16 protein-coding genes are annotated in these 17,120 nt (G+C 66.6%); 9 read left to right on the top strand and 7 right to left on the bottom strand.

The window, feature by feature from the left end:
- Positions 1–32 precede the first annotated feature (32 nt).
- The 4 genes from Q8M85_RS23055 to Q8M85_RS23040 all read left to right on the top strand — a co-directional run bounded on the left by Q8M85_RS23055 (position 33) and on the right by Q8M85_RS23040 (position 3,138).
- Positions 33–515 (top strand): Fur family transcriptional regulator, encoded by a 483-nt coding sequence (locus Q8M85_RS23055; RefSeq protein ID WP_305549354.1) that lies wholly within the window; start codon positions 33–35, stop codon positions 513–515.
- On the top strand, positions 512–1,279 hold the full coding sequence (locus Q8M85_RS23050) for a metal ABC transporter ATP-binding protein (RefSeq protein ID WP_305549351.1): 768 nt from the start codon (positions 512–514) through the stop codon (positions 1,277–1,279). Before Q8M85_RS23055 ends, Q8M85_RS23050 begins: the two co-directional genes overlap by 4 nt.
- Complete coding sequence (locus tag Q8M85_RS23045) at positions 1,272–2,054, top strand: metal ABC transporter permease (protein ID WP_305549349.1); 783 nt, start codon at positions 1,272–1,274, stop codon at positions 2,052–2,054. Before Q8M85_RS23050 ends, Q8M85_RS23045 begins: the two co-directional genes overlap by 8 nt.
- 76 nt (positions 2,055–2,130) lie before the next feature.
- Complete coding sequence (locus Q8M85_RS23040; RefSeq protein WP_305549346.1) at positions 2,131–3,138, top strand: hypothetical protein; 1,008 nt, start codon at positions 2,131–2,133, stop codon at positions 3,136–3,138.
- Here Q8M85_RS23040 and Q8M85_RS23035 read toward each other — a convergent pair whose 3' ends face one another.
- The 6 genes from Q8M85_RS23035 to Q8M85_RS23010 all read right to left on the bottom strand — a co-directional run bounded on the left by Q8M85_RS23035 (position 3,139) and on the right by Q8M85_RS23010 (position 9,890).
- Positions 3,139–3,939 carry an ATP-binding cassette domain-containing protein gene (locus tag Q8M85_RS23035; RefSeq protein ID WP_305549343.1) on the bottom strand — a complete coding sequence of 267 codons (801 nt, stop codon included), beginning with the start codon at positions 3,937–3,939 and terminating at the stop codon, positions 3,139–3,141.
- Complete coding sequence (locus tag Q8M85_RS23030) at positions 3,932–4,801, bottom strand: ABC transporter ATP-binding protein (RefSeq protein ID WP_305549340.1); 870 nt, start codon at positions 4,799–4,801, stop codon at positions 3,932–3,934. Before Q8M85_RS23030 ends, Q8M85_RS23035 begins: the two co-directional genes overlap by 8 nt.
- A complete protein-coding gene (locus Q8M85_RS23025; protein ID WP_305549337.1) occupies positions 4,798–5,664 on the bottom strand; it encodes an ABC transporter permease in 867 nt (288 codons plus the stop codon). Before Q8M85_RS23025 ends, Q8M85_RS23030 begins: the two co-directional genes overlap by 4 nt.
- Positions 5,657–6,667, bottom strand: coding sequence for an ABC transporter permease (locus tag Q8M85_RS23020; protein ID WP_305549334.1), 1,011 nt, complete (start codon positions 6,665–6,667; stop codon positions 5,657–5,659). The genes Q8M85_RS23025 and Q8M85_RS23020 overlap by 8 nt, the downstream gene beginning before the upstream one ends.
- Before the next feature lie 92 nt (positions 6,668–6,759).
- Positions 6,760–8,283, bottom strand: a complete 1,524-nt coding sequence (locus tag Q8M85_RS23015) for an ABC transporter substrate-binding protein (RefSeq protein WP_305549331.1) — start codon at positions 8,281–8,283, stop codon at positions 6,760–6,762.
- Between the two features lie 38 nt (positions 8,284–8,321).
- Positions 8,322–9,890, bottom strand: coding sequence for an NAD(P)/FAD-dependent oxidoreductase (locus tag Q8M85_RS23010; RefSeq protein WP_305549328.1), 1,569 nt, complete (start codon positions 9,888–9,890; stop codon positions 8,322–8,324).
- A 129-nt stretch (positions 9,891–10,019) separates the two neighbouring features.
- On the opposite strand from Q8M85_RS23010, the gene Q8M85_RS23005 reads away from it, so the two are divergent.
- The 5 genes from Q8M85_RS23005 to Q8M85_RS22985 are packed head-to-tail and all read left to right on the top strand — an operon-like array spanning position 10,020 to position 16,573.
- The gene (locus Q8M85_RS23005; protein ID WP_305549326.1) at positions 10,020–10,811 is read left to right on the top strand and encodes a cyclase family protein; all 792 of its coding nucleotides are present in this window, start codon (positions 10,020–10,022) and stop codon (positions 10,809–10,811) included.
- A 1-nt stretch (position 10,812) separates the two neighbouring features.
- The gene (locus Q8M85_RS23000; RefSeq protein WP_305549323.1) at positions 10,813–12,378 is read left to right on the top strand and encodes an NAD(P)/FAD-dependent oxidoreductase; all 1,566 of its coding nucleotides are present in this window, start codon (positions 10,813–10,815) and stop codon (positions 12,376–12,378) included.
- Complete coding sequence (locus Q8M85_RS22995) at positions 12,375–12,863, top strand: MarR family winged helix-turn-helix transcriptional regulator (RefSeq protein WP_305549320.1); 489 nt, start codon at positions 12,375–12,377, stop codon at positions 12,861–12,863. Before Q8M85_RS23000 ends, Q8M85_RS22995 begins: the two co-directional genes overlap by 4 nt.
- Before the next feature lie 3 nt (positions 12,864–12,866).
- On the top strand, positions 12,867–15,014 hold the full coding sequence (locus Q8M85_RS22990) for an indolepyruvate ferredoxin oxidoreductase subunit alpha (RefSeq protein ID WP_305549317.1): 2,148 nt from the start codon (positions 12,867–12,869) through the stop codon (positions 15,012–15,014).
- Positions 15,011–16,573, top strand: a complete 1,563-nt coding sequence (locus tag Q8M85_RS22985; RefSeq protein WP_305549314.1) for an indolepyruvate oxidoreductase subunit beta family protein — start codon at positions 15,011–15,013, stop codon at positions 16,571–16,573. The genes Q8M85_RS22990 and Q8M85_RS22985 overlap by 4 nt, the downstream gene beginning before the upstream one ends.
- Before the next feature lie 52 nt (positions 16,574–16,625).
- On the opposite strand, the gene Q8M85_RS22980 is transcribed toward Q8M85_RS22985, so the two are convergent.
- A complete protein-coding gene (locus tag Q8M85_RS22980; protein ID WP_305549311.1) occupies positions 16,626–17,120 on the bottom strand; it encodes a flavin reductase family protein in 495 nt (164 codons plus the stop codon).

The raw sequence follows: 17,120 nt of genomic DNA, 5'->3' as shown, positions 1-17,120 counted from the left end.
ATGTAATATCATAACAGGTCAAGAGCCCGAAGATGCCCGACCCCGATCTTGCCTTTGCGGCGCATGACCACGCGCATTGCGCCCAGGACGCTCTGGCGCGGGCCGAGGCGGTTACCGCGGCCGCCGGTGCGCGGATGACCCCGGTCCGCCGCCGGGTGCTGGAAATCCTGCTGGAGGAACACAAGGCCCTGGGTGCCTACGACGTTCTGGCCCGTCTTGCGGTCGAAGGCTTCGGCAACCAGCCGCCCGTCGCCTATCGCGCGCTGGAATTTCTGGTGGACCAGGGCCTTGCCCACCGCATCCAGCGCCTGAACGCCTTTACCGCCTGCGTCCATCCCGGCAAGGACCACGCCCCCGCCTTCCTGATCTGCCGCACCTGCCACATGGTCGCCGAGGCCGAAGCCAGTGCCGCCCGCGTGTCGCTTGACGCCGAGGCGGCAAAGGCCGGCTTCCTGGTCGAACGCTCCACCATCGAGGCACTTGGCCTGTGCCCGAACTGCCGGGGGCAGGCATGAGCCTTCCCGGCGCGACCCTTATCGCGGCCGAGCATGTCTGCGTCCGCTTCGGGGCCGACGAGGTGCTGCACGACATCAGCCTGAAAGTCGATCCGGGCGAGATCGTGACGATCCTGGGCCCCAACGGCTCGGGCAAGTCGACACTTCTGCGCGCGTTGCTGGGCATCATTCCGGTTGCCGAGGGTCGCCTGATGCGACAAGCGGGCCTGCGGATCGGCTATGTTCCGCAGAAGCTGACCATCGACCGCACGATGCCCATCACCGTGCGACGCTTCCTGTCTTTGCCGACCAGGGTCTCCGATCTGGCCGCCGATGAGGTGTTGGCGCGGGTCGGCATGGCGGGCCAGGGGGCCGAGCAGATGACGACGCTGTCGGGCGGACAGTTGCAGCGTATCCTGCTTGCGCGCGCGCTGCTGGGCAGGCCGCAGCTTCTGATGCTGGACGAGCCGACCTCGGGCCTTGACCAGCCCGGCGAGGCGGCCTTCTACCGGCTGATCGAAGAGGTCCGGCACCAGACCGGCGCGGCGGTGCTGATGATCAGCCACGACCTGCACGTCGTCATGGCGGCCAGCGACCGGGTGATCTGTCTCAACGGCCACATCTGTTGCGAAGGCACGCCGCGCGTCGTGTCGACCGCGCCGGAATATCGGGCCCTGTTCGGCCTGGGGACACAAGGGGCGCTGGCGCTTTACCGTCACGAACATGACCACGCGCACGAGGACGGCCATCCGCACCACCACCACCACGAGCACGACCATGCTTGATGATTTCCTGGTCCGCGCAGGCCTTGCTGCGGTCGGCCTGTCGCTGGCCACGGGGCCGCTTGGGTCCTTCGTGGTCTGGCGGCGCATGGCTTATTTCGGCGACGCCACGGCCCATGCCGCCGTTCTGGGCGTAGCACTGGCGCTGGCGACAGACCTGCCCATCGGCCTTGGCACCCTGGCTGTGGCGATGGCGATGGCCGTAACTGTCGCGGGGCTGTCCGCGCGCGGCTGGGCGATGGACACCACGCTGGGCGTTCTTGCCCATTCTGCGCTGGCCTTCGGTCTTGTCGCTGTCAGCTTCTTCCCCACGGTCCGCACTGACCTGTCGAGCTACCTGTTCGGCGACATCCTTGCCGTCTCACGGCCCGAGCTGGCGGTTGTCTGGCTTGGCTCGATTGCGGTTCTTGGGCTCTTGGCCTGGCGTTGGCAGCGGCTGCTGACCGCCACCTTGTCCGAGGACCTGGCCCATGCCGCCGGGATCAAGCCCGACCGCGAGCGCCTGGTCCTGGTCATCGCCCTGGCGCTTGTCGTCGCCGTCGCGCTGAAGATCGTCGGTGCGCTGCTGATCGCCGCCATGCTGATCATCCCCGCCGCCGCCGCCCGCAGCTTTGCCCGCACGCCCGAGGCGATGGCCGTCGCCGCCGTCATCCTTGGCGCGGTCTCGGGGCTTGGCGGCCTGGGCCTGTCGCTGTGGCAGGACACTCCGACCGGCCCTTCGATCATCGTGGTCGCCGCCGCACTGTTCGCGCTGACCTCGGCAATCCGGCGGGTCTGACAGAAAACTTCTCTCTTGCCCGAACCTTGCCAAAATTCGCGGCTATCAGCAGAGCAAATCAGCAAGGACTGGCCCCGTGTTTCGCCTGATCGGTTTCCTCGTGATGTTCACCGCCACCGCCGGCGGCTATGTTTTCTTTGACTACAAGATGTCCGCCCGCTGGTCCGGGCGCGAAGATACCGAAGGTCTGACCTTCACCGAATATCTCTCGGGTCTCTCCGGTCGGCTGGCGGGTCTCGGCGGGTCGGCTGCTGCAACGGGGCTGCCGACCAAGCTGGTCGACATGATGCCCAAGCCGCCCGAGGGTTGGACCGTCCGCCCGACCGAAGCCGCGGATGTCGAAGGGTTCCTGCCCAAATCGACCAAGAAGGCGGACAAGAAGGCAGTCGCTGCCGTGACGAAGGTCGGTCAGACTGACGGCGGTTCCGGCACCGAGGTCGTCGCTTTGACTTACGAGAAGGGTGATCGCAAGGTCGTCGTCAAGGCGGTCCGCTACCCCAACATCATCTTCACAAGCTTCGCCGCCATGCAGCAGCGGATGGAACTGCGGATGATGACGGCCGAGTTTCGCGGGACCGAATTCATGACCGTCCGCGGTCTGGACGTGACCGAAGACCTGCTCCCGGAAGGCTTCCGCGGCCGATATTTCATCGCGGATGTCGGCGCGCAGATCCATCTGCGGGTGCTGGCCCCCAAACGCATGACCGACGAAGACCTCGTGCCCTTCTTTCAGACTCTGCACGTCAAGGCGATGAATGCCGGGGTGATCGACAAGGTGGAAGGTCTGGGCGATGTGCCGGTGATCGTGCTAGCGTCGGCTTTGGAAACGGCTGCGCGCGAGGCCTACGTCGCCGACGTCGCGGCGCGCGAAGCGGAAGCGACCGCCCGTGAGGCCGCGCAGCAGCAAGAGGCCGAAGCCACCGCGCAGCCCGTGGCCGACGGGTCGGGCAGCAGTTTTCTTGGCGGTCTCTTTGGCGGTGGTGCCGAAGCAGCCGCACCGGCAGAGCCTGCCCCCGGCACCAGCGCCCGTTGCACCACCGGCAAGGACGGGGTCAAGCGGTGCAGCGTCGGGACCTCGGACTAGTCAGGTCCAGACCTGAGCCGGATCGGGCAGCGGGATCGCCTCAAGCAGCTCTCGGGTGTAGGCCGCCTGCGGGTCGGCGAAGAGGTCGGCCGTGGGTCGATCCTCGACGATCTCGCCGCGATGAAGGACGATGGTCCGCTGGCATAGGCGGCGGATCACGCTCAGGTCGTGGCTGATGAAAGCCAGCGTCAGACCAAGGTCGCCGACCAGCCGTTCCAGAAGGTTCAGCACCTGCGCCTGGGAGGAGACGTCAAGCCCCGAGACGATCTCGTCAGCCAGGATGAAGTCGGGTTCCAGCGCGATGGCCCGTGCGATGCCGACACGCTGGCGCTGGCCTCCCGACAGCTCATGCGGGTAGCGGCTGGCGAAATGGGCGGGCAGACCGACGTGATCCAGCGCCCGGGCCACCCGGTCGGGGATGGCGTCAAAGCCGTGCAGTCGCAGGGGTTCGGCGATGATGGTTGCAACCCGGTGGCGCGGGTTCAGGGATGACATCGGGTCCTGGAATATCATCTGGAACCGCCGCCGCAGCGGGCGCAACGCGGCTTCGGGCAGATGGGTGATGTCGGTCCCGTCAAAGCGGATCGCCCCGCCCGAAGGCTCCAGCAGCCGCACCAGCGCCCGACCAAGGGTGGACTTGCCCGAACCGGAGCCGCCGACAATGCCGACCACCGCGCCCCTGGGGATGGTGAAGCTAAGGCCCCGCAGGATCTCGATATGCGGTGCCGCGCCGAACAGCGGCTTTGCCGTCATGTCCGCGAGCGACAGGCGCAGGGCCTCGATGCTGTAAAGGTCAGCCATGCGCAGCCCTCCGGTCGAAGGCGGCCACTTCGGCCTGCACGGCGGCGATAACGGCTTCGGGAACCGGCTGAAGTCCGGCCGCAGGGTCGGTGTATTTCGGCGTCGCGGCCAGAAGCGCCGCCGAATAGGCATGGCGCGGGGCCGCGAAGAAGTCGGCGACCGAGGTATCCTCGACCACCATCCCGGCATAGAGGACCGAGAGCTTCTGGCAGACCTTCGACACGACGCCCAAGTCATGCGTCACGAACAGAAGCGCCGTGCCGTGCCGCGTCTGCATTCCGGCGATCAGCTTCAGGATCTGCTTCTGCACCGTCACGTCCAGCGCCGTGGTCGGCTCATCCGCGACGATCAGCTTCGGTTCAGCGGCAAAGGCTGAGGCGATCAGGATGCGCTGGCGCATGCCGCCCGACAACTCGTGCGGATAGGACCGCAGCACCCGGTCAGGGTCGGGGATCTGGACCTCGGACAGCAGTTCACGCGCGCGGGCATCGGCGTTGGCGCGGGTCCAACCCAGGATGTCGACCAGCCGGTCAGTGATCTGCGGCCCGATCCGGTGGCTGGGGTTCAGCGCGGTCAGCGGGTCCTGCGGGATGAGCGCCGCCAAGGCTCCGATGCGCTTGCGCCTTAGCGCAGGTGGCAGCCGCAGAAGGTCCACGCCATCCAGCAGGATCTCGCCCTCGGTCACTTCGATCGACGGCGGCAGGATGCCCAGCACCGCCTTGCCGATCATCGACTTGCCCGCCCCGGATTCGCCCACCAGCCCCCGCACCTCGCCCGCAGACACGTCCAGCGAGACACGGCGGAGCAAGGGTTGCCCCTTCTTCAGCCTGACCGACAGGTTGCGGATGGACAGGAAGCTCATCGCAGCACCGGATCGAAGCGGTCCTTAAGCCCCTCGCCCAGTTGGCTGAAGGCAAGAACGGTCAGGAACAGTGTCACAAGGGGGAAGACCAGCACCCACCATGCCTGATGCACGCTGGTCCGCCCTTCCGAGATCATCCCGCCCCAGGTCGGGTCATCGGTCGAGATCGACAGGTTCACAAAGGACAGGATTGCCTCGACGATCACGGCGATGCCCATCTCCAGCGTCAGCAGGACGACGATTGTGGGCAGGACGTTTGGCAGGATCTCGCGCACCATCGTCCCCGGCCGCCCGCGCCCGGCGACGCGGGCCGAGGCGACATAGTCCATCGCGCCTTGTGCCATCGCCTCGGCCCGGACGACGCGGGCAAAGCGGGTCCAGTCGATGACGACGATGGCGATGATGATCGACACCAGGCCGGGACCAAGCACCGCGATCAGGAGGATCGAGAACAGGACCGGCGGAAAGGCCATCCAGATGTCGATCATACGGCTGATGATCATGTCCACCCAGCCGCGCAGGAACCCGGCCAGAAGGCCCAGCGTCGCGCCGATCAGGCAGGTGATCGTGCCCGCGATCAGCGCCACGGCCAGCGCCACCCGCGCGCCGTGGACGATGCGGCTCAGGACGTCACGGCCAAGGCTGTCGGTGCCCAGCAAGTAGCCCGGCTCGGCCCCCGGCATCCAGAACGGCGGCAGGCGACCCAGGAACAGGTCCTGCGCAAGCGGATCCTTCGGCGCAATCCAGGGGGCGAAGAGCGCGACCAGACACAACAGCCCCAGCCAGCTGGCGGAAAGCCACAACCGCAGCCCCGCCCGGCGGCGGACCAGCGAACGGCCGTCGATTGCCTTTGCCTCAGCCATGCCGCAGCCTTGGGTTCAGGACGGTATAAAGCAGGTCGACGATCAGGTTCACTCCGGTAAAGATCACCGCGAACAGGATCACGATGCCCTGGATCAGCGGCAGGTCGCGGTTGATCACCGCGTCGATGGCCATGTTGCCAAGGCCTTCGTAGGAAAAGAGCCGTTCGATGATCACCGTCCCGCCGATCAGGAAGGTGAACTGCACCCCCACCAGCGTCAGCGTGGGCAGGGCGGCATTGCGCAAGGCCTCGCGCAGGATCACCCGCGTCTCGCCATAGCCCTTGGTGCGGGCAAGGGTGACATAATCCAGGTTCATCGTCTCTTTCAGGCTCTGTTTCAGAAGCTGTCCGATGATCGCGGCCAGCGGGATCGCCAGCGCCAGCGCGGGCATGAACATATGCGCGACGAGGTCGGCCCAAAGATCAAAGCGCAGCCGGATCAGGCTTTCGAAGAGGTAGAAGTTTGTGGTGAAGGGCAGGTCCAGCGATGGCGTGACCCGGCCCGAGATGTGGAACACCGGCATCAACACCCCGAAGAGCAGGATCAGCACCAGCCCCCACAGAAAATCCGGCACCGACAGCGCCATGCCGTTGGCCACGTCGATGGCGCCCTCGGTCCTGCCGCCCCGGAAGCGGGTCCCGGTCAACGCCGCCGCGCCGCCCAGGATCATCGCCATGACCAGCGCCATGATCGACAGCTCCAGCGTGGCGGGCAAGCGGCCCAGGACAAGGTTCAGCACCGGCTGGCGCGTGGTGATCGAAGTGCCGAAGTCGCCCTGCATGACGCCCGCAATCCAGATGCCGAACTGGGTGATCATCGGCTTGTCGAGGCCATAAAGGGCGGAAAGGCGGGCAATGTCCTCCTCTGTCGCGCCGGGGGGCAGCATCATGGCGATGGGGTTGCCCGGGACGACGCGGATCACGAAGAACACGATGACCGCGACACCGGCCAGGGTGATGGCGGTGGTCAGAAGTCTGACGAAAAGGATGCGAAGAAACGGCATGGGCCCCGGACGGGGCAGACTGCCCCGCTTTCATCTGTCCACAAATATCCCACGGGGGGCCGGGGGGTGTGAAACCCCCCGGGGGTCGTCCCTTATGCCCGCTTCATAAGATGCGGCAGCAGTGACCCGCTCGCATGTGGCGTCACCACCACGCCCGGCGCGTGCAGGATCGGCTGGACATATTGCAGCAGCGGGATCACCAGAGCATTCTCGGCGATGTACTTGTCCACCGCCTTCCAGCCCTCGATCCGCTTCGCCTCATCCGCCTCGCCCCACAAGGGGCCGATCATGCCGATCAGGTCCTCGCCGTCCCAGACGCTGTGCGGCGACGGCCCGAACATCGCGAACCCGGTCGAGGTTGTCGGATCGCCCACCGAGTTGCCCCAGTTGTAGAAGGCGGCCGGAGCCAGCTGGTCGGCGGCGCGCAGCTCATAGTGCTTTGCGATCTCGTAGACCTCGATCTCGGCCTCGATCCCGACCTTGCGCCACAGGCCGACGATGGCCTGGATCATCTCGTAATCCTTGGGCTTGAAGCCCTTGGTGGTCTGGATCTTGAACTTTACCGGGTTGTCCGGCCCATAGCCCGAAGCCGCCAGTAGCTCGATGGCTCTTGCCTCGTCATAGGGGACGGCGATGCCGGCGTCATAGGCGTCGTATTCCGGGGTCTGCAGCGTGTCGATCTTGACGCCGTAGCCCGACAGCAGCCGGTCGATGATCGCCTGCTTGTCGATGGCATGCGCCGCGGCCATCCGCACGTTCGGGTCGGTCATCACCTCGATGTCGTTCAGGAAGATCATCCCGATGTCGCTGATCGGCGCCGAAACCCCCGCCAGCGGCCCACCCTTCAAGCGGTCGTATTCTTCATACGGCATCTCCAGCGTGACGTGAGAGTTGCCGGATTCCACCTCGGCCACCCTGGCGGCAGCGTCGGGGACGAACTTGATCGTCACGGTGTCAAAGTCGGGCTTGCCGCCCCAGTAGTTGGCATTGGCCTTCAGGCGCACGAAGGCGTTGCGCTCGAACTTTTCCACCATGTAGGGGCCGGTGCCGATGGGCGCGGCCTCGAAACCTTCCGCGCCGACCTTCTCGTAGTAGGCCTTGGGCAGGACGTAGCCGGTCAGGAAATACATCCACTTGAAGATCGTCGGGTCGAACTGGGCGACGTCGGCGATGACCTTGTTGCCCTCGACCCGGTGGTTGGCCAGCGTGCCCCAGACGAACTGGATCGGGCTGCCGGTTTCCGGTTTCGCCACACGGGCGAGGGACCAGGCCACGTCCTCGGCTGTAAAGGGGCTGCCATCGTGCCAGGTCACGCCTTCGCGCACGGTCATCCAGACCTGCTTTTTGTCATCGCTCCAGCCCCATTCGGTGAGGAGGCCGGGCGCGGGCGACAGGTCGGGCTGCTGCAGGATGTACTGGTCGAAAACCGACTGATACAGGCCCTGGATCGTCGGGTTCACCGCGCTGGGGCCGACCGTCGGGTCCCAGGACGGCAGGTTGACGTTGTAGGCGATGACCAGCTCGTCGATCGCTTGCGCAAAGGACGGCAGGCCCATGCTGCCCGCGGCCATCGTGGCGGCAGAGAGCTTGAGAAGACTCCGGCGGTTGAGGTTCATGGTCGTATCCCTGTTGCTGGTCTTTGTTCTGGTGGTCGTCATGTCCCGGCGAGTTTCCGCGCCAGAAGGAATCCGGGTCCCGCGCCCGTTCCTGCGCCCGGCCAGACGGCCGCGCCAGTAAGGTGCAGGTTGGCAACGGGAGTGCTGCCGTCTGCATGGCCGCGCGCGGGGCGGAACAGAAAATGCTGCGACAGGTGGTGGCTGCCGCAGACCTGATCGCCGCCGACGAGGTTGGGGTTGTCCGCCTCCAGCTCCAGCGGCGTCACGATCCGGCGGGCCAGGATCTTTGCGCGCGTGCCGGGGGCATGGGCTTCCAGAATCGCCAAAGCGCGGTCGGCGAAGGGTTCTGCGGCCTCCGCCCAGTCGGTCGCCGCAATCTCGCCCTTCGCGTCGCCCGCGATCGTCCCGGGCGCCATGCGGACCTGGACCCAGAGCACATGCTTGCCCTCCGGCGCACGGGAGGCGTCAAAGGCGGTGGGCTGGCCGACGACAAGGATCGGCTCGTCCGGCAGCAGCCCGGCCTGCGCCTGCTGATAGGTCCGCGCCATCTGGTCCAGGCTGGGCGCAAGGTGGACATAGGCAAAGCGTTTTAGCTGCTCTCCCGCCCGCCAGTCGGGCAGGCCGTCCAGCGCCAGGTGGATCATCATCGTCCCAGGCGCATGGCGGAAGCTGTCCAACGCGCGGTCGAAGGCCGGGGCCGTATCGCCGGTGAGCTTCCGCAACCCCTTCGGAGAAGTGCCCGCGATCACCGCGCGGGATGCCATGATCCGGCGACCATCGGCCAACTCGATCCCCGTGGCGCGATTTCCCTCCCGCAGGATGCGTGTGACGGTGGCCCCGGTCTCCACCCTACCGCCGCGTGCGATGATCGCCGCGACCAGCGCCTTCACGACGGTATCCGCCCCGCCCTTGCCGATGACCATGCCGAAGGCCTGACCCGCCATGCCTTCCAGGTAGGGGAACATCGCGCCTCCCGCGACATCGGGCGCAAAGTCCAGGTGCATCCCCCAGGCCCCCAGCAGCGCGCGGATGTGCGGATGTGCGAAGGTTTCCTCCAGCCAGGCGCGCGGCGAGGACAGAAGGAACCGCCCCAAGTCCAGCGTCCCAGCCACACCCTTGGCGCGCAACGTTTTGAACATGAAATATGCAAGCGCACGGAATTTCATCTCGGATCCGAGAAGCCCGAAGAGATGCGGAGCCTCGGCCCCGAATCGGCTGGTCAGCTCTGTCCAGACTGCGGCATCCCCGGGCGACAGCGCCTGAAAGCCCGCCACCGTCTCGTCGCTAACGGTCGAGACACCCGCCCAGGTTCCGTCCGGGAAGGCGGACGCAAACGGCCGGTCCACAGGCACGAACTCACAGCCGTGGCGCGCGAGTTCCGCGCCGTAAGCCTTGAAAAACGGGCTTCCAGCGAAAAGTGACAGGTTCATTGCCGCCCAGTCGTGGCGGAATCCTGGCAGCGTATACTCTCCGGTCTTTACCGCGCCACCCGCCGTGGCGGCCTGCTCGAATACCCCCACACGCCAGCCCTTCGCGGCCAGATGCAGCGCGGCGGCAAGGGTGTTGTGCCCCGCCCCGATCAGGACTGCATCGAAGGTCTCGGCCATGCTTTCCCCGCCCGACTGCCGCAGGGATATTTGCAAATGCATTTAAATATGTCTAGCATGATTCCATGATGACCGGGGATACGCCCGGCAGGGCCTTGCCGGACGGGTCCGGCCAACAGGGAGAGAAAGATGACCTCAGCAAACGTGCTGCAATCCTTGGCGGGGATGCTTGCCTCGGGCGGGATCGAGGTGGTGGACTGCTCGGGCGTGCTTGGCCCGGAAACCCCGCTGCTGAAGCTGCCGCCGGATTTCGCCAAGGACACCCCGCCGATCAAGATCCACCGGATCAGCGAATATGACAAGGACGGGCCGTTCTGGGCCTGGAACTGGCTGGAACTGGGCGAACACTCGGGCACCCACTTCGACGCGCCGCACCACTGGATCACCGGCAAGGATTATGCCGACGGCTACACCGACACGCTGGATGTGCAGCGGCTGGTGGCGCCCGTGAACGTGCTGGATTTCAGCGCCGAATGTGCGGCCAACCCGGATTTCCTGCTGACCATCGACCATGTGAAGGCCTGGGAGGCCAAGCATGGCGCGATCAATGCGGGCGAGTGGGTCGTGCTGCGGTCGGACTGGGACCAGCGCGCGCATGATGAAAAACTTTTTCTAAATGCGAACGAGACCGGGCCCCATACCCCCGGCCCGACCGCCGAGGTGATCGAGTATCTGCTGTCCAAGGGCATCGTCGGCTGGGGCAGCCAATGCATCGGCACCGACGCGGGCCAGGCAGGCGGGATGACTCCGCCCTTCCCGGCGCACAACCTCTTGCACAAGAACAACTGCTTCGGGCTGGCCAGCCTTGCCAATCTGGACAAGCTGCCCGCCAAGGGCGCGATCCTGATTGCCGCGCCGTTGAAGATCAAGCAGGGCACCGGCTCGCCCATCCGCGCCTTGGCGCTGGTGCCGAAGTCGTAACATGCGGCCCGATCACGTCATCATCGGCAGCGGGATCAACGCGCTGGTCGCCGGGGCGATGCTTGCCCTGAAGGGCGACCGCGTCCTGCTGCTGGAGCGGGAGGCAGTCCCTGGCGGCTGCCTGCGCACCGAGGAGATCACGCTGCCGGGCTTTCGCCATGACGTGATGGCCGCGACCTGGGTCCTGTTCATGACCTCCCCGGCGGGGGCCGCGCTTGGCCCCCACCTGGCGCGGCACGGCTTCGACTATTGCCATACACCGCACCCGACCGCCGTGCTCCGCCCCGATGGTCAGGCGCTGGTGCTGACCACGGACCGCGCGAAGAACATTGCTGCGTTCAACAGGCTGGCGGCTGGCGACGGCGACGCCCATGCCCGCGACGTGGGCGGGATCGAGGCCGACGCGCCGTTCCTCTTCGCACTGCTGGGCGGGGCGCTCTGGTCCTGGCCCACGGCGAAACTCCTCTGGGGCCAGGTCCGCAAACGTGGCCTGCGGGGCCTTGCCGCCTGGTTCGGCAGCGCGTTGGTCCCGGCGCGGGGGTGGCTGGAGACGACTTATGCCTCGCCCACCGTCCAGGCGCTTTACGCGCCCTGGGTTCTGCACACCGGCCTGACCCCGGAAAGCACCTATTCGGGCCAGATGGGCAAGGTCATCGCCTTCGCAATGGAGGCCGCAGGCGCCCCCATCGTCAAGGGCGGCTCTGGCGCCGGGGTGGCCGCCTTCAAGGCGCTGATCGAGGAAAAAGGCGGCGAAATCCGTTGCGGCGCGGACGTGGACCGTATCCTTGTGCAGGACGGCAAGGTCCGGGGCGTCCAGCTGCAGGGCGGCGAGGAGATCGCCTGCGCTTCCGTCCTCGCCTCCGTCGCGCCCGGCCAGTTGCAGGACCGCCTTCTGCGCGACGTGAACCTGCCCGAGGACAAGGCTGCCGCGAAAGCATTTCGCCACGGGCGCGGCAACTTCCAGCTGCACTATGCCCTGGACCGGCACCCCGAATGGCTGACACCTGGCCTTGACGATGTGGCGCTGATCCACCTGGCGGATGGCATCGACAGCGTATCGAAAGCTTCTAACGAGGCAGAACGCGGGATGCTGCCTGCCACCCCCACGATCTGCGTCGGCCAACCGCACCGGCTGGACCCCTCGCGCTGCCCGGACGGAAAAGCGATCCTCTGGCTGCAAATCCCGGATGCGCCCCGTGTGGTGAAGGGCGACGCCGCCGACCAGATTGCCAGCGACGGCACCTGGTCCGAAGCCAGCCGCGAAGCGTTCGCCGACCGGATCGAAGCCATCCTGAAGCGCCATATCAAGGACTTCGACGCCATCAAGCTGGCCCGACGCGCCTACTCGCCTGCGGACCTGGAAAAGATGAACATCAACCTCGTCGGCGGCGACCCCTACGGCGGGCTCTGCACCATCGACCAGTTCTTCATCTTCCGCCCCTACGCCCATTCGACCAACGGCACCAACCTGATCCGAGGCTTCACCCACATCGGTGCCTCGACCCACCCCGGCCCCGGCCTTGGCGGCGGCTCGGGCTTTCTTGCAGCGAAAAGGCTGGGCGCATGACCGACCAGTCACCCCCGGAAAAGCCGCCCGAGACCCTGCCCCGGCTGGGCGAGATCGGACTGACCAACTACGCGCCCTACCTGATGAACCGCATCATGGGACGCTACAACGCCAGCTTGCGCGAGGAGATGGCCGGGCTTGGCCTGACCACACCAAAGATGCGGGCGCTGGCGGTCCTGTCGGTGATCGAAGGCCCCCTGATCCGCGAGCTTGCTGTCTTCTCGGTGGTGGAACAGTCCACCCTGTCGCGCGCGCTGGACCAACTGGCCACCGAAGGCTTGATCCGCCGCGAATCCGACGCCTCCGACAGCCGCGCCACCCGGGTCTACATCACCGACACCGGCCGCACCCATTTCGAAACGCTCTGGCCCCGCATGGCCGAAGCCCAGGAACGCATGTTCCGTGGCATCCCGGCCGACGAACGCCGCGCCTTTGTCGGCACTCTGCAAAAGATGCTGACCAACATCCGCAAACACGAGATCTGAGACATGGCCGAACGCTCCTTCAAGGCCGAAGTCGAACACCTGCGCAAGGGCGAGGGGGATACCTTCACCGGCGAAGGCATCCTTGCGATCACCAAGGCGCTGCTGGAAAACGGCGTGGGCTATGTCGGCGGCTACCAGGGCGCGCCGATCAGTCACCTGATGGACGTCCTCGCCGATGCCGAGGACCTGATGGCCGAGCTTGGCATCCGGTTCGAGGCCAACGCGAACGAGGCGGCGGCGGCGGCGATGTTGGCGGCCAGCGTCCATTACCCGATCCGTGGGGCGGTGACGTTCAAGGGCTCGGTCGGGGTCAACGTCGCCTCGGACGCCCTCGCGAACCTTGCGTCTTCGGGCGTGAACGGCGGTGCGCTGGTCATCGTGGGCGAGGATTACGGCGAAGGCTCCAGCATCATGCAGGAACGCAGCCACGCCTTCGCGATGAAGTCGCAATTCTGGCTTCTGGACCCCCGCCCCAACCTGCCCTGCATCACCAAGGCGGTGCAGGATGGGTTCGAACTATCCGAAGCGTCGAACACTCCGGTCATGCTGATGGTCCGCATCCGGTCCTGCCATGTCACCGGCAGCTTCCAGACCCGCGACAACCAGCGGCCGAAGCTTTCGGTCAAGGACGCCCTGTCCAACCCGCAGTCCGACTTCGCCCGCGTCGTGCTGCCCCCGATGTCCTACATGCACGAACAGGACAAGATCAAGAACCGCTGGCCCGCCGCCGAAAGGTTCATCCGCGACCGCAAGCTGAACGAGGTCTTCGGGCCTGCGACCGCCCCCGTCGGACTGGTCCTGCAAGGCGGCATGTACAACGGCGTCATCCGGGCGCTGCAACGGCTGGGGCTGGCCGACATCTGGGGCAACTCTCAGGTGCCGCTTTATGTCCTGAACGTCACCTACCCGCTTCTGTCGTCGGAATTCCTGGAGTTCTGCGAGGGCAAGGATCAGGTCCTGGTGATCGAGGAAGGCCAGCCCGAGTTCATCGAACAGCAGCTGACCACATTCCTTTACCGCGCCGGTTCCGGCGTGAAGCTGCGCGGCAAGGGCATCCTGCCGATGGCCGGGGAATACACCGGGCAGGTCATGCTGGACGGGATCGCGGCCTTCCTGAAAGAGGCCGCGCCGCAGATGCTGCCGGCCATGGTCCGCGCGCCGAACGAAGACAAGCCGCAGATCCCCGACCTGACCAGGACCGTCCCGATCCGGCCCCCCGGCTTTTGCACCGGCTGCCCCGAACGCCCGATCTTCGCGGCGATGAAGCTGGTGCAGAAGGAAACCGGCAAGCTGCAGATTTCTGCGGATATCGGCTGCCACCTCTTCGGCGCGCTGCCGCCGTTCGAGATTGGTGGGGCCACGATGGGCTACGGCCTTGGCCCTGCCGCCAACGCGGCCTTCGACGGGGGCGGCGAACGTCGTCCAGTCTCGATCATCGGCGACGGCGGGTTCTGGCACAATGGCCTCAGTTCCAGCTTCACCAACATGGCCTTCAACAAATCCGACGGCGTGGCGGTGATCGTCGACAACTACTATTCCGCCGCGACCGGGGGGCAGGACGTGATGTCCAGCCGCGCCGACAATCCGACCAAGGCGACCAAGCACCCGATCACCAAGGCCCTGAAGGGCATCGGGATCGACTGGGTGCGCCAGGTCGACCGGACCTATGACGTGGGCCACATGCGCGATGTTCTGCGTGAGGCGCTGACCACCGACACCCCCGGCCCCAAGGTCATCGTCGCCTCGTCGGAATGTATGCTGAACAAGCAGCGCCGCGAGAAGCCCTTGGCGCAGCAGGCAATCAGGGAGGGCCGCCGCGTCGAGGCCCCGCGCTTTGGCGTCGACGAAGACATCTGCACCGGCGATCACGCCTGCATCCGGCTGTCAGGCTGCCCGTCCTTGTCGCTGAAGAAACTGGACGACCCCCTGCGCGACGATCCCGTGGCGTCGATCGACCAATCCTGCGTCGGCTGCGGCAACTGCGGCGAGGTCGCGGATGCCGCCGTCCTGTGCCCCTCGTTCTACCGCGCCGATGTGGTCCACAACCCGTCTAAATGGGAGGCGAAGATGGCCGCTTTCCGCACCCGCATCATCGGCTGGCTGCAATCCCGCCGCGCCGCGCGACGGCTGGACTTCGGGGGCACGGCATGACGCTGCATGAAACCATCGGCTCGGACCTGGGGTCCAAACAGGCCGACCCGCGCCTATCTGGCATCATCAAGCTGGCGATCCTCGCCGTCGGCGGCCAGGGCGGCGGAGTCCTCACCGGTTGGATCGAGGACGTGGCGCGCGCGCAAGGCTATGCCGCGCAGGCCACCTCGGTCGCAGGCGTCTCGCAGCGCACCGGCGCAACCGTCTACTACGTCGAGATGGCGCCCCAGACACCCGGCGACCCCGTGCCGGTCTTCTCGCTCATGCCCGCCCCCGGCGACGTCGACATCATGATCACCGCCGAGATGATGGAGGCCGGTCGCTCCATCATCCGGGGCTTCGTCACGCCGGACCGCACGGTCCTGATTACCTCGACCCACCGCGCGCTGGCGGTGTCGGAAAAGATGGTCCCCGGTGACGGCATTGCGTCCTCCGACGAAGTGATGGCCGCCGCCGAGATCGCCGCCCGCCGCGTCATCGCCGCCGACTTCGACGCGCTGGCGATCCGCAACGGCTCGGTCATCTCTGCCTCGCTTTTCGGCGCGCTGGCCGGGGCCGGTGTCCTGCCCTTCCCGCGTGAGGCGTTCGAGGCCGCGATCCGGGCAGGCGGCAAGGGCGCGGAAGCCTCGCTCCGCGCCTTCGCGGCGGCCTATCAGGTCGCAGAGAACCCGACGCCCGAGGCCGCACCAGTCGCTGACGCCAAGTCCGAACCGAAGGTCCAGGGGCCAGCGCGACTGATGGCCGAATGGGACAAGCTTGTTGCCCGCGTGGCCGCCCTGCCCGCCCCGGTGGCCGAACTTGCCCTCCCCGGCCTGCGTAAGGTGGTGGACTTCCAGGACCTGCGCTACGGGGCGGAATACCTTGACCACCTTGGGACTGTCCTCTCCCGCGACGATGCCGCCCACGGCTGGGTCCTCGCGCGTGAGGCCGCCAAGTACATCGCCAACGCGCTGGCTTACGACGACATCATCCGCGTCGCCGACCTGAAGACCCGCGCCCGCCGTTTTGAGCGTATCCGCAGCGAAATGCGGCTAAAGGACGCCAACGTCCTCCAACTGACCGAATTCTTCCACCCCCGCGCCGAAGAGATTGTCGGCATGTTCCCCGCCCGCCTTGGCGCGAAGGTAGAGTCCGACCCGAAGTGGATGGCCCGCCTGACACGCTGGTTCGACAAGGGCCGCAGGCTCCGCACCGACAGCCTGCCCGCCTTTGTCACCCTCCACATCCTGGGCGGGATGAAGGGCTGGCGTCGCCGCACCCTGCGTCACGCGCAGGAACAGGCGCATCTTGCGCGTTGGCTAGAGACTGCCCTGGCCGAGACCGCGCGCAATTACGACCTGGCCGTGGAACTGGTCCGCTGCCGCCGCCTGATCAAGGGCTACTCCGACACCCACGTCCGCGGCTATGCCAAGTTCGACCGCGTGCTTGCCGCGACAGCCCGCATCGCCACCCGCGACGACGCCGCCGACTGGTGCCGCCGCCTGCGCGAGGCCGCGCTGATGGACGAAGAGGGCAAGGCCCTGGACGGCGCGATCCGCACGATCGAAAGCTTCACCTGAGCCAACGAAAAAGGGGGCGTCCCCGCCCCCTTCGTGCCCAATCTTTGCGCCGTCACGCGTCCAGCGCCCGGTATCCGCCGTTCCAGTAGACCAGCGCCCCGGCCCCGGGAGTGACCCGGACCGCCCGCACCCGACCGATCAGGATCGTATGGGTCGCCCGGTCGATCATCTCTTCGACCGTGCAGTCGAACGCCGCCGGAGCACCAGCCAGAAGCCGCGCGCCGGTGACCGCCGTCTCCCACTCTGCCCCGTCATAGCGCGCCGCGCCCTTCACGCCGCCGAAGCCGGAGAACCGCTCCGCCACCGCCTGATGCCCGGCCCCAAGCGAGGACCAGCCGAACCGGCCGTACTTTACCAGCAGCGGATGGGCCGAGGCGGTGCGGTTCACGCAGGCCAGCAGCAGGGGCGGGTCGGCCGACAGCGAAATGGCCGAAGTCACCACCAGGCCCGAGGCTTCGTCTCCGTCGCCCACGGTCAGGATGCTGCAATTGCCCACAAAGGCCCGCATCGCATCGCGGAACTCTTTCCCGGTCGGTTCTTCGGCCAT

This window comes from Tabrizicola sp. (assembly GCF_030694085.1).
Lineage (GTDB): Bacteria > Pseudomonadota > Alphaproteobacteria > Rhodobacterales > Rhodobacteraceae > Tabrizicola.
Note: the sequence above shows the minus strand (reverse complement) of the source record. Positions and strands in the feature narration are given on the sequence as shown.

Coding starts and splice junctions, on each gene's coding strand:
- Q8M85_RS23055 (WP_305549354.1), top strand. CDS start 33: ATGCCCGACCCCGATCTTGCCTTTGCGGCGCATGACCACGCGCATTGC.
- Q8M85_RS23050 (WP_305549351.1), top strand. CDS start 512: ATGAGCCTTCCCGGCGCGACCCTTATCGCGGCCGAGCATGTCTGCGTC.
- Q8M85_RS23045 (WP_305549349.1), top strand. CDS start 1,272: ATGCTTGATGATTTCCTGGTCCGCGCAGGCCTTGCTGCGGTCGGCCTG.
- Q8M85_RS23035 (WP_305549343.1), bottom strand. CDS start 3,939: ATGGCTGACCTTTACAGCATCGAGGCCCTGCGCCTGTCGCTCGCGGAC.
- Q8M85_RS23030 (WP_305549340.1), bottom strand. CDS start 4,801: ATGAGCTTCCTGTCCATCCGCAACCTGTCGGTCAGGCTGAAGAAGGGG.
- Q8M85_RS23025 (WP_305549337.1), bottom strand. CDS start 5,664: ATGGCTGAGGCAAAGGCAATCGACGGCCGTTCGCTGGTCCGCCGCCGG.
- Q8M85_RS23020 (WP_305549334.1), bottom strand. CDS start 6,667: ATGCCGTTTCTTCGCATCCTTTTCGTCAGACTTCTGACCACCGCCATC.
- Q8M85_RS23015 (WP_305549331.1), bottom strand. CDS start 8,283: ATGAACCTCAACCGCCGGAGTCTTCTCAAGCTCTCTGCCGCCACGATG.
- Q8M85_RS23010 (WP_305549328.1), bottom strand. CDS start 9,890: ATGGCCGAGACCTTCGATGCAGTCCTGATCGGGGCGGGGCACAACACC.
- Q8M85_RS23005 (WP_305549326.1), top strand. CDS start 10,020: ATGACCTCAGCAAACGTGCTGCAATCCTTGGCGGGGATGCTTGCCTCG.
- Q8M85_RS23000 (WP_305549323.1), top strand. CDS start 10,813: ATGCGGCCCGATCACGTCATCATCGGCAGCGGGATCAACGCGCTGGTC.
- Q8M85_RS22995 (WP_305549320.1), top strand. CDS start 12,375: ATGACCGACCAGTCACCCCCGGAAAAGCCGCCCGAGACCCTGCCCCGG.
- Q8M85_RS22990 (WP_305549317.1), top strand. CDS start 12,867: ATGGCCGAACGCTCCTTCAAGGCCGAAGTCGAACACCTGCGCAAGGGC.
- Q8M85_RS22985 (WP_305549314.1), top strand. CDS start 15,011: ATGACGCTGCATGAAACCATCGGCTCGGACCTGGGGTCCAAACAGGCC.
- Q8M85_RS22980 (WP_305549311.1), bottom strand. CDS start 17,120: ATGGCCGAAGAACCGACCGGGAAAGAGTTCCGCGATGCGATGCGGGCC.